Source organism: Kibdelosporangium banguiense, assembly GCF_017876405.1.
GTDB classification, from domain to species: domain Bacteria; phylum Actinomycetota; class Actinomycetes; order Mycobacteriales; family Pseudonocardiaceae; genus Kibdelosporangium; species Kibdelosporangium banguiense.
This window is the reverse complement of record NZ_JAGINW010000001.1, coordinates 4,759,336-4,783,571: the sequence shown is the minus strand read 5'-3', so window position 1 is coordinate 4,783,571 and position 24,236 is coordinate 4,759,336. Positions and strand designations below refer to the sequence as shown.

The following is a 24,236-nucleotide window of genomic DNA, read 5'->3' as shown; positions in this document are numbered from 1 at the left end:
CCCAGACTTTGACGAAAACCCTTCCGCCCCAACCACAAGACAGTCCCCCACCCAACCCGGGGGGCGTCCCTGCTCCAGCCTACCGGGGGAGCAAGATCAGTAGGGGGTTGCAAGGGGTGAACCGGTGCGAATGGGCCGTTCGCACCGGGTTCACTGGGATGGGTTAACCGAGGGTGCCACTGACTGAGGCGTGTCCTTTGAGGAGGTTACGGGCGATTGTGCGGCGCTGGATCTCGTCGGTTCCTTCGTAGATTCGCAGCAGCCGGAGCTCGCGGTACCAGCGTTCGACTGGCAGCTCGCGGGTGTAGCCCATGCCGCCGTGAATCTGCAGGACTCGGTCGACGATCTCGTTGGCTTTGATGCCACCGTAGAGTTTCGCCATCGACTGGGCCTGGCGTGAGTCCATTCCCTGGTCGACCTGCCAGGCCGCGTGCAGGACCAGCCAGCGCAAGGCTTCGATCTCGACCGCTGAGTCCGCGATCATCCACTGGATTGCCTGGCGTTCGGCGATCGGCTGGCCGAAGGTCTCCCGAGTGCGGGCGTAGTCTATGCCCATCTCGAGCAAACGCTCGCACGATCCGATTGCCCTGGCGGGCAACAGATAACGTCCTTGGCCGATCCAGCGCATCGCCAGTTCGAAGCCGCGGCCGACTTCGCCGAGGATGTTGCGGGCGGGGACGCGGACGTTGTCGAAGGTCAGCGCCGCCGGACCCCATTCGCCCATTGTGTCGATCGGGTGGGACTTCCAGCCCGCGTCGCGGTCCACCAGGAAGCAGGTGACGCCGCCGTTCGCGCCCTTTTCCTTGTCTGTCACGGCGAAGACCATGGTGAAGTCGGCTTCGTTGCCACCGGTGATGAATGTCTTCTCGCCGTTGATGATCCAGTCGTCGCCGTCCTGGCGGGCCGAGGTGCGGATGGCGCGGGCGTCGGAACCGGCGCCGGGTTCGGTTATGGCGAAACAGGATTTGCGGTCGCCGGCGATGGTCGGCTTGAGGTAGGTCTCTTTCTGCTCCTCGTTGGCGAAGAACAGAATGTTGTCCGCTGAGCCGCCGAAGCGGAACGGCACAAAGGACCGGCCGAGTTCGGCTTCCAGCAGCGCCGCCATCACGCCGCCGAGGTTCATTCCGCCGTACTCTTCGGGCGTCAGCACGCCCCAGAAGCCGGATTCCTTGGCCTTCAACTGGAGTTCGCGCAACTCCGACGGTTCGAGACCTGGCCGGCCGGTCCGTTCGCGGCGCAGCACCTCCGGTTCGAGCGGGAGAATCTCCTTGCGTACGAACGTCCGCACCCAGTCACGGACCTCGCGCTGTTCGTCGGTGAGGGAGAAGTCCACCATGATTACTCCTACAGCTTGCGGCCGCCGTCAACGTAGATCGTCTGGCCGGTGATGAACGAGGACTCGTCGCTGACGAGGAAGGCGATGGTGCTGGCGATGTCCGCGGGCTGCCCGACGCGGCGGACCGGAGTGATCTCGGCGCTGCGCGCGGCCAGTTCGTCCGGGGTGATGCCAAGGCGCTCGGCGGTGGCGGCGGTCATCTCGGTGACGATGAAACCGGGGGCCACGGCGTTGACGTTGACGCCGAACGGGCCGAGTTCGATCGCGAGCGTGCGGGTGAAGCCCTGCAGGCCCATTTTGGCCGCGGAGTAGTTGGCCTGGCCCCGGTTGCCGAGCGCGGACACGCTGGACAAGTTGACGATCTTGCCGTATTTCTGGGCGACCATGTGCTTCTGCGCCGCCTTGCTCGCCAGGAAGGCGCCCTTGAGGTGGACGCCGATCACGGTGTCCCAGTCCTGTTCGGACAGCTTGAACAGCAGGTTGTCGCGGGTGACGCCGGCGTTGTTCACCAGGATGTCGAGCGAGCCGAATTCTTGGGCCGCGCGGTCGGCCGCGGCGGTTACCTGTGCGGCGTCGGTCACATCAGCGCCCACAGCGATGGCCCGGCCGCCTGCTGCCTCGATCGCGGCCACGGTCGGCTTGCCGGCTGCCTCATCGAGGTCGAGAACGACCACTGCGGCGCCGTCGGCCGCGAGTCGTCCGGCCACCGCGGCGCCGATGCCGCGGGCCGCCCCGGTGACCAGGGCTACACGTCCGTCGAGAGCGGCCATGCTGGTTCCTCCACGTTGTTGCTCGACCCTGCGAGCAGGTCACGGGCCCTGCGAGCAGGAAAACCATACGGTGTTAGGTATAGTCGAAGCATAACTCTGGAAGGACGCAGATGCCACGGCCGAGCACCCCGATCCTGAGCCGGGAGCGCATCAGGGCCGCCGCGCTGGAGATCATCGACCGCGACGGGCTGCCCGGCCTGTCCATGCGCCGGCTCGCCGGCGAACTCGGCGTCCAGGCACCCTCCCTGTACAGCCATTTCCCGACGAAGGACGCCCTGCTCGACGACGTCTGCGACGAGATCATGGCGGGCGTCGACGTCAGCGATTTCGGCGCCGCCGACTGGCAGACCGGCATCCGGACGTGGGCTAGGTCATACCGCGCCGCCCTGGCCGCGCACCCCAACATCGTGCCGTTCCTCGCCGCCGGCCCAGCCCGCCGCGACGCCGCCCTCCGAGTCGCCGACGCGGTCCACGGCGGCCTCGTCCGAGCCGGCTGGCCACCGCGCTACGCGACCATGATCGGCGCATCCACCAAGTACCTCGTGCTCGGCGCCGCGATCGGCTCGTTCTCCCGCGGCTTCGAAGACGACGTCAAGGTCTACCTCGACCGCTACCCCAACCTCAGCCAGGCCCATCGCCTCGCCGAGCACGCCGACGAGATCGACCAGGGCTCGTTCGAACTCGCCCTGGATTCGTTCTTACATGGCCTTTCCGCTCTACTCACCACAGTGGGTTGAGCCGGGCAGCGCCAATCAGCCGCGGTCCGGGAAAGCGCAGTTCGATCACACCACAGTTCGGCACGATGTAGCTTTCGGCAAACCTGCGGAAATCCTGCATGCTGCCGCCGGACAGCACCGTCCACACCATTGCCCGCATGAAATGACCGTGTGTGAACACCGCGACCGGACCCTTCGGTGTCTGGCTCAACCGGTCCAGCAGGTCCTGGACGCGGCCGCGTAGATCGTTGAACGATTCGGCACCACCGAGAGCGAAGCCCGGATCGCCCCGGTCCCAGTACGCCCGGACAAAAGGCTCGCGTTCCTTGGCTGTGGTGGCCTTACCGTGCAACTCGCCGAGATACGTGAACTCCTGTACCGGCCACTGCTCGTAGGGCACGTCCGGGAACCGCTCGACCGTCGGCTGCGCGGTCTGCCGAGCACGCAGGTACGGCGATGTGACGATCAACGCGGGCGGCCTGGCGAACGCCAAAGTGACCTGCTGTGCCTGCTGCCGGCCGAACTCGGTCAACGGGATCATCGCAGGCTCGGCTGACGTGCGACCGATGTTCGACTCGCTTTCACCGTGCCGGATCAGCCAGACTCGCGTCACTGTTCCCCCTGGGATCGAACGTATCCGTGGACCGGTTCCACGACAACCGCGCTGAGTGATCTTGTATTTTCCCATCAGGTAGTCAGTCGAAGGGAAGGACGCCTTATGGTCTCGCGCTCGGCAACGGCTCGGTTCGCGCTCGTCGCCGCTCTGCTGCCCGCACTCGCTGTACCTGCTGCGGCGCAGGAAAGTGTTCTGCCTGCGTGTCCCGCAGTGTTCGCGCACGGCGGTTATCCGACTGGAGCCAACGCTTGGGAACGCGACCAGGTAAGGCAGCCCAACAATCCGACCGCGTTACAGGACTACAAGAACAAGGGCGCGACCGGTGTCGAGGCCGATCTGCAGCTGACCAAGAACGGCACCAAGGCTGTCATGTGGCACAACACGTCCACGCTCCGGCTGACCGGCTCCAAGGCTGACATCAACACGCTGTGGTGGGACTCCGGAAGCGACAAGCTGAACGGCCGCACCATCGAGGTCGGGCCGTACAAGGGCGAGCGCGTCCACACGTTCCGCCAGTTCCTCGACGACGCAAAGAGAATCGGCATGGTCCCGCTTGTCGAGGTCAAGGGCGAGGCCAAGCAGTCACTTCTCAACTCGGACGCGGCGATCAGGAACACCGGCTGGGCCGAGGTGATCAACCCGATCCGGGAACGCATCGCGTCCCAGGAGATCATGGTCTACACCCACGACTCGGCGCTGGCGCCCGAGCTCACCACACGCTTCACCAACGCCGGTCTGGCAACGGTCATCGCGAACGGACCACAGCGGCCGGTCTGGCCGGACACCGTCGCCTGGGAGGAGCCCGTGCCGTCGTGGACGGGCAATCAGGCGTCCTGGCAAACCGCCCTGGCCAAGGGTCCCCGGCGCATGGCCACCAGTTGGCCCCAGCAGATGCGGACCTGGCTCAACGGCCGCTGCACCGCCTGAAGCTGACGTGCGGCGTCCGAAGGGCCTGGCTCGCTGAGCGACATAACCGCCATTCGATGGTCTCCCTGTCAGGCCAAAGTATCGGGAGGGTCTGACAGGGGCGTTGATCTTGGCGGACGGGCGGGCCTAGTCGAGGGCCTCGGCTATGGCGAGGATTCGGCGGGCGCTCTCGACGTGGAGGTTTTCGATCATTCGGCCGTCCACGGTCACCACGCCGCGGCCGGCTGATTCGAAGGCTTCGATGATGCGGCGGGAGTATTCGATCTCTTCGGGTGAGGGGGCGAAGATCCGGTTGCACGGGTCGATCTGGCCTGGGTGGATCAGGGTTTTGCCGTCGAAGCCGAATTGCTTGCCCTGCAGGCACTCTGCTTCGAAGCCCTCGGCGTTCTTCACGTCGTTGAAGACGCCGTCGAGGATGTCCTTGCCGGCCGCCCGGGCGGCGAGCAGGCAGAGGGAGAGGCCGCCCAGCAGGGGGGCGCGGCCGGGGATGTGGTCGGCGTGCAACTCTTTCGCCAGGTCGTTGGTGCCCATCACCAGCACCGACAGCCTGTCGCTGGCGCTGGCTATGTCGTGGGCGTGCAGCATGGCGATCGGGGTTTCGACCATGGCCCAGATCGTGGTTTTGTCCGGTGCGCCACCGGCTTCGAGGGCGCGTTCGATCGCGTGGACCTCGGCGGCCGAGTTGACCTTGGGGACGACCACGGCGTCGGGGCCTGCCTCGGCTGCGGCGCGTAGGTCGTCGGCGTGCCACTGTGTGCCGAAACCGTTGACACGGATGGTGATTTCGCGTTTGCCGTACTCGCCTGAGGCTGCCGCCTCGCAGACGCGTTTGCGTGCCTCCACTTTGGAATCCGGTGCGACGGCGTCCTCGAGGTCCAAGATCAGCGCGTCGGCGGCCAGAGTTTTCGCCTTCTCCAGCGCGCGTTCGTTCGCACCTGGCATGTACAGCACGGATCGACGCATGATTCAGCCTTTCTCAGCAGCCGCGTAGGCCTCGGCAAGCTCGGGGTCACGAGCAGCGAGCTGGTCGGCCAGCTCCGCCACGACGCGACACTGCTTCACCGTAGCGTCGTCCTGCATCTTGCCGTCGATCATCACGGTTCCGGTGCCGTCGCCCATCTCCCTGATGACCCGGCGGGCCCAGGCCACGTCCTCCGGCGCCGGGGAGAAGACCTTCTTGGCGATCTTGATCTGGGCCGGGTGCAGGCTCCACGCACCCACGCAGCCCAGCAGGAACGCGTTGCGGAACTGGTCTTCGCAGCCAACTGTGTCCCGGATGTCACCGAACGGCCCGTAGTACGGCAGGATTCCGTTCGCCGCGCACGCGTCGACCATCCGCGCCACTGTGTAGTGCCACAGATCCTGCTGGAAGGTCTGCCTGCCGACCGTGATGTCCTCACCGACCGGGTCGGTACGCACCAGGTAGCCCGGGTGCCCGCCGCCGACCCTGGTTGTCTTCATCCGCCTGCTGGCCGCGAGATCCGCCGGGCCCAACGACATGCCCTGCATACGCGGTGATGCGGCGGCGATCTCCTCCACATTGGCCACACCGGTCGCGGTCTCCAGGATGGCGTGCACCAGGATCGGCCGCTGAAGGCCCGCCTTGGCCTCCAACTGGGCCAGCAGCCGGTCGACGTAGTGGATGTCCTGCGCGCCCTCGACCTTCGGCACGATCACCACGTCGAGCTTGTCGCCGATCTCCGGGACGAGCGTGAGCAGGTCGTCCAGCGCCCACGGCGAGTCCAGGCTGTTCATCCTGGTCCACAGCTGCGCCTGGCCGAACTCGGTGCTCTTGCCGATCTGCACCAGCCCGGCCCGCGCGGCCTCCTTGCGGTCGGCCGGGACGGCGTCCTCCAGGTTGCCGACCAGCACGTCCACCTGACCTGCCAGGTCAGGCACCTTGGCCGCCATCTTGGGGTTGCCCGGGTCGAAGAAGTGCAGCGCACGCGAAGGGCGGAACGGAATCTCCCGCACCGGCTGCGGCGCACCCAGCGCCAGGGGCCGGAAGAAGTCCTTCGGCGAACGCATGCTGACCTCCACATCCTCGACTTGACCGGAGAGTAACCCGGCTGCACGGGCTGTGCTCGCGACTCGCGTCACAAAATTCGGTTGCCGCCCGAGTACGGCCTCTGGTCAACTGGCTCGCAGATCGGCCCGACTTAGGAGAGCAGAGTGCGACTCGCGTTCATGTCCATCCAGAAAGGAACTGACGCCTATCCAGAGGACATGAAGCTTGTCACGCACGCTCAACTTGGGCATTCTGGCGCACATCGACGCTGGTAAAACCAGCCTCACCGAGCGGCTGTTGCACGCCGCCGGTGTCATCGACGAGATCGGCAGCGTCGACGACGGCAGTACACAGACCGATTCCCTGGCGCTGGAACGGCAACGCGGCATCACGATCAAATCGGCTGTGGTGTCGTTTGTGGTCGGCGACGTCACCGTCAACCTGATCGACACGCCCGGGCACCCGGACTTCATCGCCGAGGTGGAACGCTCCCTGAGCGTCCTCGACGGGGCTGTCCTGGTGATCTCCGCAGTGGAAGGCGTCCAGGCCCAGACCCGGGTGCTGATGCGCGCCCTGCGCAGGCTACGCATTCCCACCTTGATATTCGTGAACAAAACAGACCGCAGCGGGGCACGGTACGAATCCCTGCTGGAAAGCATTTCCTCCAGACTGACCCCGGCCATCGTCGCGATGGGCTCGGTCAGCGAAATCGGCACTCGCGGCGCGCGAAGTACTCCTTTTGACGCCGCGGATGCTGGTTTCATCTCTCATTTGGTCGATGTGCTCGCCGAGTATGACGACGCGCTGCTCGCCGCGTACGTCCACGACCCGTCAGCCGTTTCCTACGATCGGCTGCGCACGGCTTTGGCTGAGCAGACCAAAAGAGCCAGGACACATCCGGTCTTCTTCGGATCGGCCATCACGGGTGCCGGACTGGACTCGCTGATGGCCGGGATCACCCAGCTGCTGCCCGCTGCCGAGGGCACTGTGGACGGTCCCGGCTCAGGCACTGTCTTCAAGGTCGAGCGCGGTGCGGCCGGGGAGAAGATCGCGTACGTCCGGATGTTCTCCGGCGTCGTGCGGACACGTGAAAAGCTGCGGTTCCAGGGCGGCAAAGAGGGAAAAGTCACCGCGATCAGCGTTTTCGACCGCGGTCCGGCAGTCCGCCGCATGTCGGTGAAGGCCGGTCAGATCGGCAAGATCTGGGGCCTCGCGGACATTCAGATCGGTGACACGATCGGGGTACCGCCACCGCTTGGCAGGCAGCACAATTTCTCTCCGCCGACGCTGGAAACCGTAATCGTCCCGGTCCGCCCGGAGGACAAAGGTGCCCTGCACGTGGCCCTCACACAACTGGCTGAGCAGGATCCGCTGATCAATCTGCGGCAGGACGAGATCCGCCAGGAGATCTCGGTCTCGCTCTACGGTGAAGTGCAGAAAGAAGTCATCGAGGCCACCCTGGCCGACGAATTCGGCATCGCGGTGACCTGCCAGGAGACCACGACGATCTGTATCGAACAGCCGGCCGGGTCCGGGGCCGCGCTCGAGATCATCGACAAGGGCGACAACCCTTACCTGGCAACGGTCGGACTGCGAGTCGATCCGGCGCCGGCAGGGTCAGGAGTCCAGTTCCGGCTCGGTGTCGAACTCGGGTCGATGCCGTACGCGTTCTTCAAGGCCGTTGAACAGACCGTGAAAGAGACGCTGCTGCAGGGAATTCACGGCTGGCAGGTCCTCGACTGTGTGGTCACGATGACACATTCGGGTTACTGGGCAAGGCAAAGCCATTCCCACGCGACATTCGACAAGTCCATGTCGAGCACGGCCGGGGATTTCCGGTACCTGACGCCGCTGGTGCTGATGGATGCCCTGCGGCAGGCCGGAACCGTGGTGCACGAACCCATGCACCGGTTCCACCTGGAGATCCCGGCGGACACGATCGGCACTGTGCAGCCGATTCTGGTGCGGTTGCGGGGAATTCCGCTCACCTCGGAAATACGTGGCTCGGTCTGCCGGCTGGAAGGCGACATCCCGGCCGCCCGGGTGCACGAACTGGACCGGCTACTGCCGTCGTTGACCCGCGGTGAAGGCGTGCTGGAATGCGCTTTCGACCACTACGAACCGGTTCGCGACACGCCGCCGGGCAGGTCGCGAACCGACCGAAACCCATTGAATCGCAAGGAGTATCTGCAGTTCACTCGTCGGTGAAGACCTTGGTCACAATGGTGCCCTCGGCCGTGAGGTAACCGTGCAGCAGCCCAGGAGTGCTGTGCGGCGCGGTGAATACGCCATCACGGTTGAGGGCGACCACGCCACCTGTTCCACCCAGTGCGGGCAAACGCTCCATAACGACCTCGTGCACAGCCGTGACCAGGTCTCTTCCGCCGAACTCGATCAGATTGGAAATCGTGCTCGCCGCGGCGCCACGAATGAACACCTCACCCAGGCCGGTCGCGCTGACGGCCAGGGTGTCATTCCTGGCGTACGTCCCCGCGCCGATGATCGGCGAATCCCCCACACGCCCGAGGACTTTGTTGTTCATCCCGCCGGTTGATGTCGCGGCGGCCAGGTCACGATTGCGGTCCACCGCGACCGCGCCGACAGTGCTGTATTCAGCCTGTTGCGGGGTATCGGGATTCTTGGCGTCCATCAGCTGGTCCCAACGGCGTTGAGTCCAGAAGTAATCCTGGGTGACCGTCGCCAGTCCGTTTCGAATAGCGAGATCCTCAGCACCTTCGCCAGCGAGCAGAACCCATTGTGTGGACTCCATGACCAGACGCGCCGCCGAAATCGGGTTGCGCACATTCCGCAAACCGGCGACAGCACCGGCAGCCAGATCAGTGCCCCGCATGATCGACGCGTCCAGCTGATGTCCACCGTCCTCAATGAACACCGAGCCTTTGCCGGCGTTGAACAGTTCGTCGTCCTCGAGTGCACATACAGCGACCTCGACCGCGGTCACACTCGTGCCACCGCTGCGCAGAATCTGCTCGCCGGCACGCAAAGCCGAAGCGAGTCCGTCCCGATAGGCCTGTTCCAGCTCGGGCGAGGTGTCCGCGCGAATCAGCCCGTTACCGGCACCGCCGTGTACTGCCAGGATGACATTCGGTTCCATCCTGCGATTGACTCACACAATCTTGCGGCAGAGCAACGCGTCGGGAGTACGGCCTGAGCCGAACCGGCCGGTGTAGGCGACGCCGGCAATGTACTCGTCAGTGGCGCATTGCCCCTTGTAATGGCCATACGCGAACTCGCCGCCACCCGGCGCCCGGTTGTCCTGACGGTCGAACCACACCGTCCGGCCGGTTTTGCCGAGCGGGACCGGCGAACGTGCACACAGCACCGACGAGAATGCCGAGCCTCGCACTCCGTAACCGACTGCGGAATAGTTCGGCGGGCACTGCACCTTGGTGTACCCACTCGCCCAGTCAGTGTCCACATAGGTCTCGGAACGGACCGGGGTGAATCCGGTCGGCGCGTGCGAAGCTCCCGTGCACAAACCGCGATTTCCGGTGTGGCTCAGGCCGATCAGCCGTTGCCCGTCCGGGCAGACGCCCTTGCGGGCACCGATGTCCCAATCCGGGTGTTGCCGGATCGTGCGAGACTGCTGGAAGTCGCTGTGGTCCAGGGTAAGCATCGACCAGCGTTCAGCGCTGGTGGCAGGCTTGGCCGGCGCGTTGATCAGCCGACGCCAAGCTCCTGCTCGCCAGTCGTCGCCGTCGTAGAGGCCCATGCGCTGCCCGGCGGCGTCCCAATGCAGCAGGCCCCAACCGTTGCCGGCGCGTGCGGTGTGGAAACCGACCAGCGGCCAGTAGGCGAAGTCCGCGTCCGTCTCAATGAGATAGTCGACGAACGTCTCGAACCACGCCCTGGATTTCGGGTCGTTGTTGTCCCGCCCGCCGACCCCGAACTCGCTGATCCACACCGGCGCGGTGAAGTGGTTCCCGGTTTCGGCGGAGACGTAGAAAGCCTGGCGGTAAAGCACATCGCGCAGCTGCTGCGGACTGAGGTCCTGATACCTCGGGTCGTGCGTCTCGCCAGCACCAGTCGCCCCAGTGTGGTTCGGGCCGGTGTAACCGTAGAAATGCGCGGAATAGACAAGCTTTCCGGACTCCACCAGGGTGTGGGAAAGCGTGCGGACCGGCTCGAGGGTCGGCCGGCCATGCGGCAGGCCGTCAACCGGGATGCCGGTCCAGTTGATGCCTTCGACGAAGATCAGCAGGTCCGGGTTGGCCTCGGTGAGAATGCGGTCGGCGGCCCGCTGGCTCGCCAGCTGCCAGTCGTGTTCGTTGCCCCAGCCCCAGTTCGGATCGTCCAGAATGGTGCGGCGAACCTCGTTGTAGAGGTCGGCGCCCACAACGCGTTTGTTGCTCGCATACCGGCGCGCCATGAACAGCCAGTCTTCTTCCCATTGCTGGGCTGTTTGGCTCGTGTTCCAGCGCTCGTTGCCGTCCACGCCACAACACCAACGGGAAGTGGTCGTGTGGTTGTTGAGGATCACCGCGAAACCACGCGCGGTCAGCCGCTGCACGACCGCGTCATAGATCTGCAGCGGAGTCCGGCCGCGCAGTTCCGGATCGACCGGGCTGGTCACCGGGGTCGTGTCGTGGATCATCTGGTTGGAGAACGGCAACCGGATGCTGTTGAGCCCCAGTTCGATGAAACCGTCGATGACGGTGTTCAGCTTCGTGCGGGTGAGACCGAGCGGGATCTGGTCGGCCTTCTCGCCCGCGTGGTGATTCGCCGGGTCGTCGATATCGCCGGAGCCCGTCCAGGTGCCGCTCGCCCCGTGCCAGTTGCCCGACTTCAGTTTGAAGCGTTCACCGCTCACGTCGACTATGTAGCGGCCGCGCGTGCTCAACGGACCAGCCCAATCCGGGTCTGCCGTAGCTGTCTGTGGCGGAATCAGAGCAATTCCTGAGCACAGCGTGAACGCGACCAATACGCGAACAGTTCTCACAAGCGGACGCTATCGACCCATCACCCGATCGAGCGAACCGGGTCCCTCTGCCAGAGTGAACACCATGGATTACCTTGCGCACTTCCGTCGTGAGATCCTCGAGTTCGAAGCAGCAGTACGTCAGGTGCCGGGGGACGCGCCGTTGATCGCGTCCTGCCCGGGGTGGTCGACCTCGGATCTGGTCGCGCACCTCGGCGGCGTGCAGCGGTACGTAATCCGCCTCATCTCCACGAGAGCCACTGTGCCGCCGGATCCCATGGAGATCAGCTACATGCGGCTTCCCGCGGATACCGAGGGATGGCCGATGCCGGACACCGCTCCGAACCTGGGGCTCATGCCCGCGGGACTGATCGACTGGTTCGCCGAAGGAGCGGCCGAACTGGCGGAACTGTTCGCCACCACAGCATCGGACACGCCCGTGTGGACGTGGTCGCGAGAGCAGACAGCCGGGTTCTGGCTGGAGATGCAGACCATCGAGGCCGCCGTCCACCGCTGGGACGCCAACAATCAGCCGATTGACCACGAACTCGCGCGAAGCGCCATCGAACAGACCTTCACCGTCATGGCACCGTTCCGGCGAGCACGGCAGAAGGCTCCGGCCGGCCAAGGTGAACGGTTCCGCTTCACCGACGGCACAATCAGCCGGACAGTCCAGTTCTCCGGCGATGACGTACAGCTCGTCGACGGCTCAGGCGATGTCGAACTTCTTGGCACAGCTTCCGACCTGATGTTGTTCCTCTGGCAGCGTGTCCCGGCCGACCACTTCGACATCACCGGCGACAGGGAGGTTCTCGACCGCTACTTCACTCTCGTCCCGCCCGTGTAGCCGCTTCAGCCGGGGGTTTCGTACGAACGGCTCCACTCGCAAATCTCGTTGTCCACAGGTCGCTTCTTCCCCTTTGTTGATCACACTCCCCCGGTAGACTGGAGCAGGGACGCCCCCCTGGGAGTGGCGGGGGCTGCCTTCTTGTGTAGGGGCGGAGTTGGGTATCGCCTGGTGGGTTGGAGTTCGTGGGGCTTGGGCGCTGGTGATTGCGGCTCTTTTTCTTTGGAGAGATTGTGCCCTGCCGGGCGGGCAAACCTCCCTCAGATGAGGACGGAAGAGCGGTTCGCGCCCCCACCCTCGATCGGCCCGCCCCAGGGTAACCACACAAGCCCAGGACACCGCACGCTTCCGACCGCCGGCGCCTCCCGACTATGAGGTGCTTTTCGCTGAAAGGTGACTCCGGTTTTGGGTCGGGTTTCGCTGGGGCCGCGCCGGGCTCGGGTTGGTCGCCGCTGTGCTGCGGTGCCCCTGGACTTATGTGATCAGGCTCCGCCCAGGCCGACCGAGGGTAAGGACACTCAGGACACAAGTCTGCTGCGCTGACGCGCTTTTCGTTGTTGGGGTTCGGTAACCGGGCTCGTTTGCGTCCGGGGGCGCTGACCGGGCACGCCAGACCTTCAAACTCGGTAACCGGGCTTGCTCTCCGCTCGGGGCGCTGACCGGGCCTGGCTAGGACTGCCCGTCTGAATGGCGGGGTGTCGGTGTCAATCGGGGGATTGGGTGAATGTGTCGAGGATTTTTTGGCGGGTGGTTGGGTTGGTGATGAATCGGGATATGTCGAGTTTGAAACGGGGCTCGTTGTGGCATAAGGGGGTTATGCGCTGGGCTAGGGAGATTATGTCGTGGTTGCCGGTTTGGGCCTGGATGAGGATTGTGGCGCCGGCTTCCGGGGTGGCCTGGACGATCTTTTCTGCGTTGGCGAATGTCCAGGTTGGGTCGGCTGCGATCAGGGAGGCGATCAGAGGGGCTGCCTTGCCTGGGTGGAGGGCGTCGGTGCGGGCCAGAGTGAGGGCGTCGGTGTTGTGGGCTTCGATTTGGGCGGCGAGTGCTGTCAGTAGTTGCCATTCCAGATCGGTGCCTGGGTGTATTGGGTCGTCGATTGCTCTGAACAAGTCGCGGTTGCCTGCTGCCAGGGTGGTTATGCGGTCGGCTCCGCAGGCGGATGGGTGTGTTTGGAAGAACACCAAGGCCTGGGCGCGGATTCTGGGGTTGGCGGCGGTGAGGCAGCTCGCGACTCCCTGGGCGAGGCGGCAGGCGTATGGCGTTGGCTTCACTTGGTTGTATGCGCGGTTGATCCAGTCGAGGGGGTGGCTGTCGCCTCTGTTCGAGCCGACGCCGCCTCCGCCGCTCAGTATTTCGGCCGTCAGTGCTTCGAAATCGGTGTCATCGTTGAATGTGAGGGTGTCCACGACGATCGGTGGGGTCACGGCGGACCACGGTAGCTTCTCGCGAGGTCATGAACCTACGGCGCCATAGCGTCGTATGGGTATTGAGGGGATCATGGGAGCTGAGCGGCCGGGGGTGCGGATGACATGCTGGAAGCCCGATCTGACCTCCGCTCACATCATTGGCAACGCAACCGCGGACCCCAGCCGGTGCACTGCATGAGCGTCCTGGCGTGGCAGGCAGTCGTCGCGGTCTCTATGTCCCTTCTCCTGTCCATCTGCTGGTTGGTGACGGCACAGGCCAAAAGCGACATACCGCGTCAGCGCAGCAGGGAAACGAACCCGCCTCCAGAAACACACGAGGCCCCGGACACGGTGCCTGTTCCCGCTGCCCGCGGTCCCGTGGTGGAGCAGCCCGCACAGCCTCCGCTTGCCGGCCTCCGCTTCGAGCAACCGGACATCGCCCTCATGCAGCGCGTGCTCGACGGACTGCGCAAGCTCCCGACTGAGGTCTCGAGCCGATGAAGCCCAGGAAGCCTGTTCTGCTTGAGAGCGCACACCATGTGCCGTTGGACATGATCGAGGGGTTCCTTGTCGCGAGCAAAGGGCTGATCGCGGCGGCGTCCCAGGCGCGGGGGTATCTCACCTCGTATGTATCGCCGCCTTCGCCTGGCGGGACGGGCTGGAATATCGCGGTGCAGTTCGACAGTGTCCAGTCGGCCAGGCGATGGCGGAAATCATCGTCACACCGGCAATGGATTTCCCTGGCGGGGAAGTTCGCGCCGCAGCAGGCGCTGTTCAGTACGCGAATACCGCGGAACCTGTTCGCTCCAGCACATACCGTCCTGAAACTCGGTGTTCCGCGCTGGAAAATGGCCGCGGTCAACCTGGCCGCCACATTTCCCGTCGTGCTCGGTACCAACGTCATGATCGTCCAGCAGGTGCCGGACCTGACCGTCATCGCGCAGACGGCAGCTCTGTGCGTGATCGTCAGCGTTTCGATGTCGTGGATCGCGCTTCCCGCGCTCGCCAGGCTGGCGCTGACATTTCTGCGAGCGCGCTCGATCGCCGCGGCGAGATCACGCCCGTTGGGCTCGAACGAACTCGCCGGTATCACTCAGATGAAATCGGGATGGGCGACCTCGATCCCAGGCGACCTTTTCCGGCTGCCGACGATCCCCGACAACTATCGCCCGAAGCCCACGCCTGGACGGCACTCACCCACGGTTCGTTCAGCGCGCGACCGGCTGGATATGAGGTCTCGCACCGAGCGAATCAACTTCCGCGGGACGCTGGACATCTATGAAGACGAGAGCGACCCGCCCGGTTAGTGCGCTGGGACTCCGTTCGCGGCTATCCATTGCTCCACCGAGTACTCGACGAGTGTGATCAGTGTTTGTTTGGTCGACTCGCGGTCGCGGGCGTCGCAGCGGACTATCGGGACGGTCTTGTCCACGGCCATTGCCTGGCGGACGTCCTCGACGCGGTGGTGGAGTTCGCCGTCGAAGCAGTTGAGGCCCACGATGTAGGGCAGGCCGCGCTCCTCGAAGAAGTCCACGGGCGAGAAGGAGTCGGCCAGCCGCCGGGTGTCGGCGAGCACCACGGCACCGATCGCACCTCGCACCAGGTCGTCCCACATGAACCAGAACCGTTGCTGGCCAGGGGTTCCGAACAGGTACAGGATCAGGTCCGTGTCCAGCGAAACGCGGCCGAAGTCCATCGCCACGGTCGTGGTCGTCTTGTCCGGCGTCGCCTCCACGTCGTCCACGCCGATGCTGGCCTCGGTCATCACCGCCTCGGTGGTCAGCGGCATGATCTCGGAGACCGATCCGACGAAGGTCGTCTTGCCGGCACCGAAACCACCCGCCACGACGATCTTCACCGACGTCATGGTCGGCACAAGTGCTTGCGCGGTTCTATAGCCGGCGGAGTCCACCCAATACCCTTTCCATCAGCGCTAGATGTGATGAACCGCCGGACAAGCCGGTCGTCCGGTGGACGACCACCAGTCCGGTCGCGACCATGTCCCCGAGCACGATCTTGGCTACCTGCAAAGGCATGTCCAGTTCCGCCGAGATCTCGGCGACGGACTTGGGCGTACGGCACAGCCGGGCGATCGACCGGTGTTCGATCTCCGCCAGCTCGGCCTCGGCCTGCCCGGCCGGTGACGTGGAGATCATCGCCTCCACGCGCAGATCACCGTCGGCCCTGGTGCGGCCGCCGGTCATCGCGTACGGCCGGACCATCGCCGGATCGTCGTGCGGCATCTCCACCAGCACCGGTTGCGGCGCCGCGGCCGAGCGCGCGACCGGCGCCGGGCGTTGTGAATCGTCCATGCCCTCCCCAGCCCGTTTGCCGTACGTCAGCCCGTTCAGGACGTCGGCGAAGGTCGGACCTGGCGGCGCGTCCTCATGGATCGTCATCGAGTCCTCACACCGCTGCCCCGGTCATCCCCCTCGTCCCCTGAAGAGCAGCGCGCAGTTCAGGGGTGAGCATCTGGCCGACGCGGTCGACCAGCATCGTCATCTCGTACGCGATCTGGCCGATGTCGCAGGCCGGCGAGGCCAGCACGGCCAGCGAGGACCCGTCGCTGATCGACATCAGCAGCAGGATCCCGCGTTCCATCTCCACCACGGTCTCCTTGACCGGACCCGCCTCGAAACACCGGGAAGCCCCGTGGGTCAGGCTTACCAGCCCGGACGCCACCGCCGCCAGCTGGTCGGCCCGGTCGATCGGCAGCCGGGCGGACGCGGTGAGCAACAGCCCGTCAGCAGACACCACGACCGCGTGCGCCACACCCGCGACCCGCTCCGCGAAGTCGTTGACCAGCCAGCCGAACTGGTGCGGCTGGGATTGGGGCGAGGTCATGATGGGCTCTCCTGTCCGTTCTGGTTGCCGGCCAGACTGCGCCGGCCGTTGCTCAGTCCGCGCTGAAGCTCGTCCAGCCGGCCCCGAACCTCCTGGGCCCCCCGTTCACCCCGCACCAGGCCTTCGCCGAATCCCGGCGGCGAGGCGATGCTCCCAGGTACGAGCTTCTCCCGTGGGACGCGCTGCGGCAAGCCCACGGATGTGACACCTTCGGGGGACTTCGTCACCGCTTCGGCGGCTTGAAAACCCTTGTCCGCGACCGACATCACACGTTCGGCCGACGCGTCACCTCCTTGTTGCAGGCGCGCCCGGGACAGCCCGTTCTGCAGGCCGCCGAGGCGCGCACGCAAGGCCTCGGCCTCCTGCCTGCCCCGCGCCTCCACCCTCGGCCCAGCGTCGGAAATGCTGCCGGGGACCAGCTTTTCCCGCGGCACGCGCTGCGGCAGGCCCGCCGCGGTGACACCCAACGGCGCCTCGGCGACCACCTGCGCGGCCTGGAAACCCTTGTCGGCGGCGAACTCCCACGTCTCGGTCGGACTGTCCTCGACCGGCTTGCCGGTATCCGAACCGGTGAACCACGCGGAGATCATCTCGTCGAAAATCGGGGTGGTCTCGTGGATTCCGCGTTCCGCCGGCGGCTCGGTATCCGGCGTGATCGGCTCCCACCAGCCGGTAGTGACCTCCTGCTCGGCCGTGGCGAACAGGTCGCCACGGGTCGGCTGTTCGGCGGGCACGACACGGCCGGTGAGCTTGCCTACGACGTCCGAAGTGGACACTGTATGGCCGTTGGTGCGCGGCTTGCGGTACGGCTCCTCGGGTTCGCCCGCCGCCATCAGCTCGACCGGGACGGTCATGGTGGCCCGGATGCCGGCGATGTCCTTGCCGCCGTGCAGTTCCACCCGCACACCGTGCCGGCCCGCCAGCCTGCCGACCACGAACAGGCCCATCCGCCGGGAAGCCGACGCGTCCAGCTGGCCGCCCTCCGCCAGCCGGGCGTTGACCTCCTCGATCTCCTCTTCCCGCATACCGATGCCGCTGTCGAGGACGTCGACCGACACCGTGCCGTCATCGGCGAGCCTGCTGGAGATGGTCACCTTGGTCTCGGGCGCGGAATACGCGGTCGCGTTGTCGAGCAGCTCGGCTGTCAGCCGGACGAGGTCTCGTGCGGCGTATCCGACCACGGTCAGCGAGGGCGGCGGCTGGACGACAACTCGTTGGTACTGCTCGATTTCCGACACGGCGGCCCGCAGCAGGTCGGCGAGCTGGACCGGTGGCCCGGCCCGGCGCGCCAGCTCGCTGCCGGACGAGAGCACCATCAGGTTCTCGTTGTTGCGGCGCATTCGCGTGGCCAGGTGGTCCAGCTGGAACAGGGTTGCCAGCTGGTCGGGGTCCTCCTCGTCGCGCTCGAGGCGGTCCAGCAGGTGCAGCTGACGCTGGACGAGGCCCTGGCTGCGGCGTGAGAGGTTGACGAACACGTCGCCGTAGCTGGCCCGCAGGTGCGCCTGCTCGGCGGCCAGCCGCAACGCCTGATCCTGCACCGCGTCGAACGCCCGCGCCACCTGGCCGAGTTCGTCCTTGGTGTGCACCGGGACCGGCGCCACTTCGGGCGGCAGCAGGGCACCCGCCCTGAGCCCCGCGACGGCCTCCGGCAGCCTGTGGTCGGCGACCTCGAGCGCGCTGCGCCGCAGGATCCGCAGCGAGCCGACGAGCTGGCGGCCGACGATGATCACCACGGCCGCCGCGAGGAGCATCGCCGCGAACAGGATGACCGAGACAAGCCCGGCGGCGTTGCCGGCCTCTCTCTGCAGCCGCGCCGACTCGGCGCTCAGTTCACGGCCGAGCTCGCCCGCGACGGTCGCCACCGCACCCGTGGTGAGTTGTGAGCTCGTCTGCCAGTCCGCCATGTTGATCGCCGGTTCGGACGGACGCGTGTCCGGCTGTTGCAGCAACTGGTCCAGCATCCGGTCACGGGCGTCGACACCGGCACCGGAAACGGTGGTGTTGAACACGATCTGCTGCGGACGGCTCGCGGTGGCCCGGAAATCCGCGGTCCTGGAAAGCAGCCTGGCCTGCGAGGTGCGCAGCAGGCCCATGTCCGCGACGGTGAGCACGCCGCGGGCCATGCCGGTGGTGACCAGCGCCTGCTGCAGGTAGATCTCCTCATTGGCCAGCTGCAGGTTGTGCAGGGCGTGCGCGGTGCCCGACAACGCCGGGTCGGTGATCTCTCCCGCCAGCGCCCTGTCCAGAGCCAGCATCACACCGACGACCTCGGTGTACCGGGTCAGTGCCGCGCGTCCGTCCAATTGGGAGCCGTAGACCTGGCGGCGCAACCGGCTCAGGGGCTCGATCTGCGCGCCGACCTCGTCGGCGGCCTCGACGGCCACCGGCGTGACGAACGAGACCGATTCGGCCGCACGGCTCATCGCGGCCCAGTTGACGTCGGTGGCCTGGTACTCCTGCCGCAGCTCGGCGCCCGGATCCGCGACGCCGGCCACGAGCAGCCTGGCCGACTCGGCGCGTTCCTGCTGCAGTCCGCCGATCGTGTGGCGAAGCTGGTCGGACAGCGCCACCAGGCGGTCCACCCGGCGGTAGGACTCCGCGCGGGCCACCTGGCCGTGGATCTGCACCGCGCCGAGCGCGACGACGAACACCAACGGGACCAGGGTGACCGCGGCGAGCTTGGTGCGCAGGTGCCAATCCCGCCAGCGCAGTATCCGCGCCCGTGAAGAGCTGGTCACTGTCAAAACACTCCCAATGCGCGCAGTCGCTTACTGCACTGCCTCGTCAAAGACAGGGATCAATTACTTGCGCCGTGCTTGTCAGGGGGGACGGCACCCCCATGAGGAAGCGCCGGAGCCAAGATGCTACATCAGAAGAATGATCAATCAATGGTCTGATCGGGATGGATCGGCGATATGCTACAGGGAGCATAGGAGAATACGAGCTTTATGCCCCGATCGGGGGAAATTCGGCCGGGCCTTGGTAGGCCATCCAGGATGGTCCACGCCCAGGTAGATCCCACCCAGCGGATCACATCTACCCCTTCGGACAACAAACCCGCTGCTCAGACGGGCATACGCTACGCAACCGTAAGGTTCACTCGGAAGTGTGAGCGTCGCCCCTCAGGTACCGCCCCGCTCCGGCCGATGTAGTGGTCAGGCCACCCGGAAGCCTATTGGACAACGCGAAACTCGTGGCTACTATGACGCCCGGCCGATAGGCGTACCGGGGAAGGTACATATGACGCACTGGTCCGGCCGAACTTCTTCGGCCAGCTTCGGAAGAATCGACTCGGCAAGAGAAAAAGAAGGACAAGAAGGGCTCGACTTCGTCCGGATTCAGCGAAGTGAGGAATTCACGGAACTGCGTTCCGGACTGCGCCGGTTCGTGTTCCCGGTCAGCCTGCTGTTCTTCCTGTGGTACCTCGGCTTCGTCGTGCTCGCCGCGTACGGCGGCGAGTTCATGAGCCGCCGCCTGGCCGGCATGATCAATATCGGGCTGGTGCTCGGTGTGCTGCAGTTCGTCAGCACTGTGCTGATCACGCTGGCCTATCGGCGGTTCGCCAAGCGCCGGATCGACCCGAAGGTGGCCGCACTGCGCGAACGGGAGGGCCTGTCGTGAGTACCGATGTCGGGAGCCCGGTGCTGAACATCGCGGTGTTCGGCCTGTTCGTGCTGGCCACGCTCGTGATGGTGGCCAAGGTCAACCGCAGGCAGGCCACGGCGAACGACTACTTCACCGCGGGCGGCGCGTTCGGCGGCGGCAAGAACGGCCTCGCGTTGTCCGGCGACTTCCTGTCCGCGGCATCCTTCCTCGGCATCGCCGGGGCGATCGCGATCCATGGCTACGACGGGTTTCTGTACTCGATCGGGTTCCTGGTCGCGTGGCTGGTGAACCTGCTGCTGATCGCCGAGCTGGTGCGCAACACCGGCCGGTTCACCATGGGCGACGTGCTGTCATACCGGATGCGCGCCCGTCCGGTACGCGCCGCGGCGGCCACATCGACGCTGGTCATCTCGTTCTTCTACATGTTGGCGCAGATGGCCGGCGCCGGTGGCGTCGTCGCGCTGTTGCTGGGTGTGCACTCCGGTGAGGGCCAGGCGGTCGTGATCACCGTCGTCGGCGTCGTGATGATGCTGTACGTGCTGGTCGGCGGCATGCGCGGGACGACATGGGTGCAGATCGTCAAGGCCGCGATCCTGGTGCTGTGCGTGGCGCTGATGACCGTGTTCCTGCTGGGCAAGTTCGGGTTCGACCTGTCGGCGCTGCTGGAGCAGGCCGCGGCCAACAACGTCCGGGGCGAGAAGATCCTGGACCCGGGCGGGATGTTCGGCCAGAGCGGTACGAGCAAACTGGACTTCGTCTCGCTCGCTCTGGCACTCGTGCTGGGGGCCGCCAGTCTGCCGCACGTGCTGATGCGCTTCTACACCGTGCCTAACGCCGTGCAGGCCCGCCGCTCGGTGATCTGGGCGGTCTGCACGATGACGGTGTTCTACTTGGCCACGCTGGTCATCGGGTACGGCGCGTCGGCGCTGGTCGGCTCGGACCGGATCCTGGCCGCGACCGGCGGTGAGAACTCGGCCGCGCCACTGCTGGCGTTCGAGATCGGCGGGACCCTGCTGCTGGGCATCGTCTCTGCGGTGGCGTTCGCCACGATCCTCGCTGTGGTCGCGGGATTGACGTTGACCGCGTCAGCTTCGTTCGCGCATGACGTGTACGCCAACATCTTCAAGCGTGGCCGGGCGAATCCGCGGTCGGAGGTCCGGGTGGCCAGGCTGACCGCGGTGGTGGTCGGCGCGCTCGCGATCGCCGGCGGAATCCTTGCCAACGGCCAGAACGTGGCGTTCCTGGTCGGGCTGGCGTTCGCGTTCGCCGCGTCGGCGAACCTGTCCACATTGCTCTATTCGCTGTTCTGGAAACGGTTCAACACCAGCGGAACACTGTGGGGCATGTACGGCGGCCTGGTGTCGTGCCTGACGCTGGTGGCGTTCTCACCGGTGGTGTCCGGCAGCCCGGGTTCGATCTTCCCGGGCGTGGACTTCGTCTGGTTCCCGTTGAGCAACCCGGGAATCGTGTCGATCCCGGTGTCGTTCATCCTCGGCTTCCTGGGCACGGTACTCAGCTGTGACCGCGGTGACGAGCGCAAACAGGCCGAGATGGAGGTCAGGTCGCTGACCGGCCTGGGTTCATGAGTACATCCGGCCCAGGAACTCGATCAGCAGCCGCTCCCGCAGGTCCGCGGGGGCGGCGGCGAGCAGGGTGTTGACCGCGGCCATGCCTTTGCTCATGTCCACTGCGGACAGCAGAGTGTCGAACTGATCACTGGTCAAGGTGGCTGCGTCGAGGCCTTTGAGGGCGTCGACGGAGATCTCTGCCGGGACCGCGGCCGAGGCCGAGTCTCGCAAGTCCGACAGGAACAGCTGTTCGTTGCCGCGGTTGGCGGCCGTGACGGTCAGGTGCAGGTTTGCGGGCGAGTTCTGGAACGCGAACTGGGGCTGAACGAACCAGCCTCTGGTCCGCATCTGGTCCGCGAGCCCGAACAAGTCGATGTCCGGCGAAGCTATCGAGAACAATGTGGACGCCGGGTCGCCCAGAATCCGAAGGCCATCAATTTGCTCGATGCCCGCACGCAGTTCACGCACCGCGGCAAGGGTTTTCGACGCCAGCTCCAGGTAGCCGTCCTCACCGACGTGCCGCAGCACGGCCCACGCGGCCGCGATCGGGCCACCAGACCTAGTGGACTGCATGGTTGAGTTAAGCATCGTGTAGCCCGGCCACTCGGCGCTCGCGAAGTACTGCGACCGCCGCAAGGACGCGTCCGCGTGCAGCAGCACAGACGTCCCTTTAGGACAGTAGGCGTACTTGTGCAGGTCTACCGAGATACTGGTGACGCCCGCAACGGTGAAGTCGAACGGCTTGAACCGCACGCCAAGCTGAGCGAAATACGGCAGTACCCAGCCGCCGATACAGGCGTCGACATGGCAGCGGACACCGCGATCCGCCGCCGCTGCCGCAATCTCCTCGACAGGGTCGATCACACCGTGCGCGTAGGAAGGCGCGCTTGCCACGACAAGCACAGTCGTGTCGTCGATCGCAGCTCGCATGGCTTCCGGGTCGGCTACGAAGCCATCGGTCACCGGGACAGCGATTGTCCTGATGTTGAAGTAATGCGCGGCTTTGTGGAACGCGGCATGCGCGGTCACCGGGATCACAATGGACGGATGTTCGATGTCCGGCCGGGCTTTCCGGGCTGCCAGCACGGCGAGCATGCACGACTCAGTGCCACCCGAGGTGACTTGACCGAATCCGCCATTGAGCAGTTTCGCCGCTGTCGCGACGACTTCGTTCTCCATCCGCAGCAGACTGGGAAACGCCGTGGGGTCCAGGCCGTTGGCTGAGGACGCGAGCGCGTGCGCGGCCGCACCGAGTTCGTCCAGCCCGGCCAGCCCGCTGTCGTACACGTAGGCCATGGTGCGACCGCCGTGTGTCGGCAGGTCGTGCGCCCGCATTTCCTTGAGCTCGGCGAGCACCTGTTCGGCGGGAATCACGTGCGGACCACCTCCAGTTTCCTGGTCAGCAACGGCAACGCCGCCACAACCAGCAGCATCGGCACGATCGTGAACCCGATCAGCACGGCGGTGACCGCGCTCGGCGGCTGGACCACGGTGGCGTCCGTACTCGAAACGTACCCGCCGATCGCCAGGATCAGGCCGTAAACGCCTGGCCCCAGGGCGAATCCGAGGGTCTCCCCGGCCGTCCACACGCCGGAGAACAGGCCGGCACGGCGCACGCCGGTCCGCTCCTCCTCGGCCGTGATCACGTCCGGCAGCATCGCCATCGGGAAGACCTGCATGCCCGAGTAGCCGACACCGGTGATCGCCGACAGCGCGACGATCACGGAATTCGGCAGCACCTGCGCGGCGGCAACGCCGGCCATCGGCACGGCAAAGATCACCGTCGCGACGATGAAGCTGATCCGTTTGCCGTAACGCACGCCGAACCGTTGCCACAGCGGCATGACGAGCAGCGCGGGCCCGACGAACGACAGGAACAGCAGCGTCTGCATACCTGGATCACGCAGCACGATCCTGGACATGTAGTCCACACCGGCGAGCAGGGTGCTCACTCCGGTCGCCTGGATCACGAACGCGGCCAGCAACCGCCGGAAATGCCGGGAATCCCGGACCGCCGCGACCAGCACCTTGAACCCGGCGCCCGCATCGACGTGGCTCTGGGCCGTCACTCCGCGTGTTCCCAGGTAGACCATGACCGTCCCGAGCAGGATCAGCGCTCCCACCGCGAGGCCCATGACCTGGTAACCGCCGGTCGCGTCCCGCAGTGCGGGCGCGCCCGCGCCGGAGATCAGGATCGCCAGCGCCAGAACGGCCATCCGCCAGGTCATCAGCCGTGTTCGCTGGTCGTAGTCGGTCGTGATCTCGGCCATCATCGCGACATACGGCACCTGGAAGAACGCGTACGCCGTGGCACACAACAGGAACACGACGCCGACGTACGCACCGCCACCGGCAGGCAACGCGAAGAGCGCCGCGAAAAGCACGGCGACACCCAGCCCACCCTGCAGCAGCAGCGGGCGGCGCGAGCCACGTCGGTCGCTGATCCGGCCCGCGACCGGGTTGAACAGCACATCCCAGGCTTTGGGCAGCAGCACGAGCAGGCCTGCGGTCGCCGCCTGCACACCGAGCGTGTCGGTGAGGTAGGGCAACAGCAGCAAGCCGGGCACGGTGCTGAAAGAGCCCGTGACCAGCGATCCCAAGCTGTATCCGGCGCACAGGCGGCGGCTGACGATCTGCGGCATGGTGGCGG

General features: G+C 65.8%; 22 protein-coding genes. 8 read left to right on the top strand and 14 right to left on the bottom strand.

All coding sequences use genetic code 11. The annotated features are described in order from the left end of the window. Positions 1 to 163: 163 nt before the first annotated feature. Together JOF56_RS22675 and JOF56_RS22670 are read right to left on the bottom strand one after the other, a co-directional pair. On the bottom strand, positions 164 to 1,333 hold the full coding sequence (locus JOF56_RS22675; RefSeq protein WP_209648417.1) for an acyl-CoA dehydrogenase family protein: 1,170 nt from the start codon (positions 1,331 to 1,333) through the stop codon (positions 164 to 166). An 11-nt stretch (positions 1,334 to 1,344) separates the two neighbouring features. After that, positions 1,345 to 2,106: a glucose 1-dehydrogenase gene (locus JOF56_RS22670; protein WP_209641346.1), complete on the bottom strand. Its 762-nt coding sequence runs from the start codon at positions 2,104 to 2,106 to the stop codon at positions 1,345 to 1,347. Positions 2,107 to 2,216: 110 nt separating this feature from the next. On the opposite strand from JOF56_RS22670, the gene JOF56_RS22665 reads away from it, so the two are divergent. Further along, a complete protein-coding gene (locus JOF56_RS22665) occupies positions 2,217 to 2,843 on the top strand; it encodes a TetR/AcrR family transcriptional regulator (protein ID WP_209641344.1) in 627 nt (208 codons plus the stop codon). Here the strand turns inward: JOF56_RS22665 and JOF56_RS22660 are convergent. Next, a complete protein-coding gene (locus JOF56_RS22660; protein ID WP_209641342.1) occupies positions 2,827 to 3,435 on the bottom strand; it encodes a histidine phosphatase family protein in 609 nt (202 codons plus the stop codon). The two genes, JOF56_RS22665 and JOF56_RS22660, sit on opposite strands and share 17 nt — an antisense overlap. A 105-nt stretch (positions 3,436 to 3,540) precedes the next feature. Here JOF56_RS22660 and JOF56_RS22655 point away from each other — a divergent pair, with 105 nt between their 5' ends. After that, positions 3,541 to 4,365 (top strand): glycerophosphodiester phosphodiesterase family protein, encoded by an 825-nt coding sequence (locus JOF56_RS22655; protein ID WP_209641340.1) that lies wholly within the window; start codon positions 3,541 to 3,543, stop codon positions 4,363 to 4,365. A 126-nt stretch (positions 4,366 to 4,491) separates the two neighbouring features. Here the strand turns inward: JOF56_RS22655 and JOF56_RS22650 are convergent, their stop codons facing one another. Then, the gene (locus JOF56_RS22650) at positions 4,492 to 5,328 is read right to left on the bottom strand and encodes an HpcH/HpaI aldolase/citrate lyase family protein (protein WP_209641338.1); all 837 of its coding nucleotides are present in this window, start codon (positions 5,326 to 5,328) and stop codon (positions 4,492 to 4,494) included. A 3-nt stretch (positions 5,329 to 5,331) separates the two neighbouring features. Continuing rightward, positions 5,332 to 6,393, bottom strand: coding sequence for an HpcH/HpaI aldolase/citrate lyase family protein (locus JOF56_RS22645; protein ID WP_209641336.1), 1,062 nt, complete (start codon positions 6,391 to 6,393; stop codon positions 5,332 to 5,334). Positions 6,394 to 6,598: 205 nt separating this feature from the next. Between JOF56_RS22645 and JOF56_RS22640 the strand changes: the two genes are divergently transcribed. Beyond that, positions 6,599 to 8,581: an elongation factor G gene (locus tag JOF56_RS22640; protein WP_209641334.1), complete on the top strand. Its 1,983-nt coding sequence runs from the start codon at positions 6,599 to 6,601 to the stop codon at positions 8,579 to 8,581. Here the strand turns inward: JOF56_RS22640 and JOF56_RS22635 are convergent. Together JOF56_RS22635 and JOF56_RS22630 are read right to left on the bottom strand one after the other, a co-directional pair. After that, positions 8,568 to 9,488 (bottom strand): isoaspartyl peptidase/L-asparaginase family protein, encoded by a 921-nt coding sequence (locus JOF56_RS22635; protein WP_209641332.1) that lies wholly within the window; start codon positions 9,486 to 9,488, stop codon positions 8,568 to 8,570. The genes JOF56_RS22640 and JOF56_RS22635 overlap by 14 nt on opposite strands. A gap of 12 nt (positions 9,489 to 9,500) precedes the next feature. Beyond that, on the bottom strand, positions 9,501 to 11,234 hold the full coding sequence (locus JOF56_RS22630) for a glycoside hydrolase family 5 protein (RefSeq protein WP_372448082.1): 1,734 nt from the start codon (positions 11,232 to 11,234) through the stop codon (positions 9,501 to 9,503). Positions 11,235 to 11,397: 163 nt separating this feature from the next. On the opposite strand from JOF56_RS22630, the gene JOF56_RS22625 reads away from it, so the two are divergent. Beyond that, on the top strand, positions 11,398 to 12,159 hold the full coding sequence (locus JOF56_RS22625) for a maleylpyruvate isomerase family mycothiol-dependent enzyme (RefSeq protein WP_209641329.1): 762 nt from the start codon (positions 11,398 to 11,400) through the stop codon (positions 12,157 to 12,159). A 704-nt stretch (positions 12,160 to 12,863) separates the two neighbouring features. Here JOF56_RS22625 and JOF56_RS22620 read toward each other — a convergent pair. After that, entirely contained in the window at positions 12,864 to 13,586 is a 723-nt protein-coding gene (locus tag JOF56_RS22620; protein ID WP_209641327.1) for a hypothetical protein, read from the bottom strand. Between the two features lie 177 nt (positions 13,587 to 13,763). On the opposite strand from JOF56_RS22620, the gene JOF56_RS22615 reads away from it, so the two are divergent. Together JOF56_RS22615 and JOF56_RS22610 are read left to right on the top strand one after the other, a co-directional pair. Next, a complete protein-coding gene (locus JOF56_RS22615) occupies positions 13,764 to 14,069 on the top strand; it encodes a hypothetical protein (RefSeq protein ID WP_209641325.1) in 306 nt (101 codons plus the stop codon). Continuing rightward, positions 14,066 to 14,875 carry a putative antibiotic biosynthesis monooxygenase gene (locus JOF56_RS22610; RefSeq protein ID WP_209641323.1) on the top strand — a complete coding sequence of 270 codons (810 nt, stop codon included), beginning with the start codon at positions 14,066 to 14,068 and terminating at the stop codon, positions 14,873 to 14,875. Before JOF56_RS22615 ends, JOF56_RS22610 begins: the two co-directional genes overlap by 4 nt. Here JOF56_RS22610 and JOF56_RS22605 read toward each other — a convergent pair. From JOF56_RS22605 to JOF56_RS22590, 4 genes are read right to left on the bottom strand one after another with little or no spacing between them, the layout of a single operon-like run. Next, entirely contained in the window at positions 14,872 to 15,480 is a 609-nt protein-coding gene (locus JOF56_RS22605) for a GTP-binding protein (protein ID WP_372448081.1), read from the bottom strand. The genes JOF56_RS22610 and JOF56_RS22605 overlap by 4 nt on opposite strands. Then, positions 15,461 to 15,967, bottom strand: a complete 507-nt coding sequence (locus JOF56_RS22600; RefSeq protein WP_209641319.1) for a DUF742 domain-containing protein — start codon at positions 15,965 to 15,967, stop codon at positions 15,461 to 15,463. The genes JOF56_RS22605 and JOF56_RS22600 overlap by 20 nt, the downstream gene beginning before the upstream one ends. A gap of 7 nt (positions 15,968 to 15,974) precedes the next feature. Further along, complete coding sequence (locus JOF56_RS22595) at positions 15,975 to 16,412, bottom strand: roadblock/LC7 domain-containing protein (RefSeq protein WP_209641316.1); 438 nt, start codon at positions 16,410 to 16,412, stop codon at positions 15,975 to 15,977. Then, entirely contained in the window at positions 16,409 to 19,150 is a 2,742-nt protein-coding gene (locus JOF56_RS22590) for a sensor histidine kinase (RefSeq protein WP_307855213.1), read from the bottom strand. Before JOF56_RS22590 ends, JOF56_RS22595 begins: the two co-directional genes overlap by 4 nt. A 502-nt stretch (positions 19,151 to 19,652) precedes the next feature. Here JOF56_RS22590 and JOF56_RS22585 point away from each other — a divergent pair. Both JOF56_RS22585 and JOF56_RS22580 read left to right on the top strand, forming a co-directional pair. Beyond that, entirely contained in the window at positions 19,653 to 20,033 is a 381-nt protein-coding gene (locus tag JOF56_RS22585) for a DUF485 domain-containing protein (protein ID WP_209641314.1), read from the top strand. Beyond that, positions 20,030 to 21,604 carry a monocarboxylic acid transporter gene (locus JOF56_RS22580; RefSeq protein ID WP_372448078.1) on the top strand — a complete coding sequence of 525 codons (1,575 nt, stop codon included), beginning with the start codon at positions 20,030 to 20,032 and terminating at the stop codon, positions 21,602 to 21,604. Before JOF56_RS22585 ends, JOF56_RS22580 begins: the two co-directional genes overlap by 4 nt. Here the strand turns inward: JOF56_RS22580 and JOF56_RS22575 are convergent. Together JOF56_RS22575 and JOF56_RS22570 are read right to left on the bottom strand one after the other, a co-directional pair. Then, complete coding sequence (locus JOF56_RS22575; protein WP_372448077.1) at positions 21,599 to 22,960, bottom strand: pyridoxal phosphate-dependent decarboxylase family protein; 1,362 nt, start codon at positions 22,958 to 22,960, stop codon at positions 21,599 to 21,601. The two genes, JOF56_RS22580 and JOF56_RS22575, sit on opposite strands and share 6 nt — an antisense overlap. Beyond that, positions 22,957 to 24,228 carry an MFS transporter gene (locus JOF56_RS22570; protein ID WP_209641312.1) on the bottom strand — a complete coding sequence of 424 codons (1,272 nt, stop codon included), beginning with the start codon at positions 24,226 to 24,228 and terminating at the stop codon, positions 22,957 to 22,959. The genes JOF56_RS22575 and JOF56_RS22570 overlap by 4 nt, the downstream gene beginning before the upstream one ends. Positions 24,229 to 24,236: the final 8 nt, after the last annotated feature.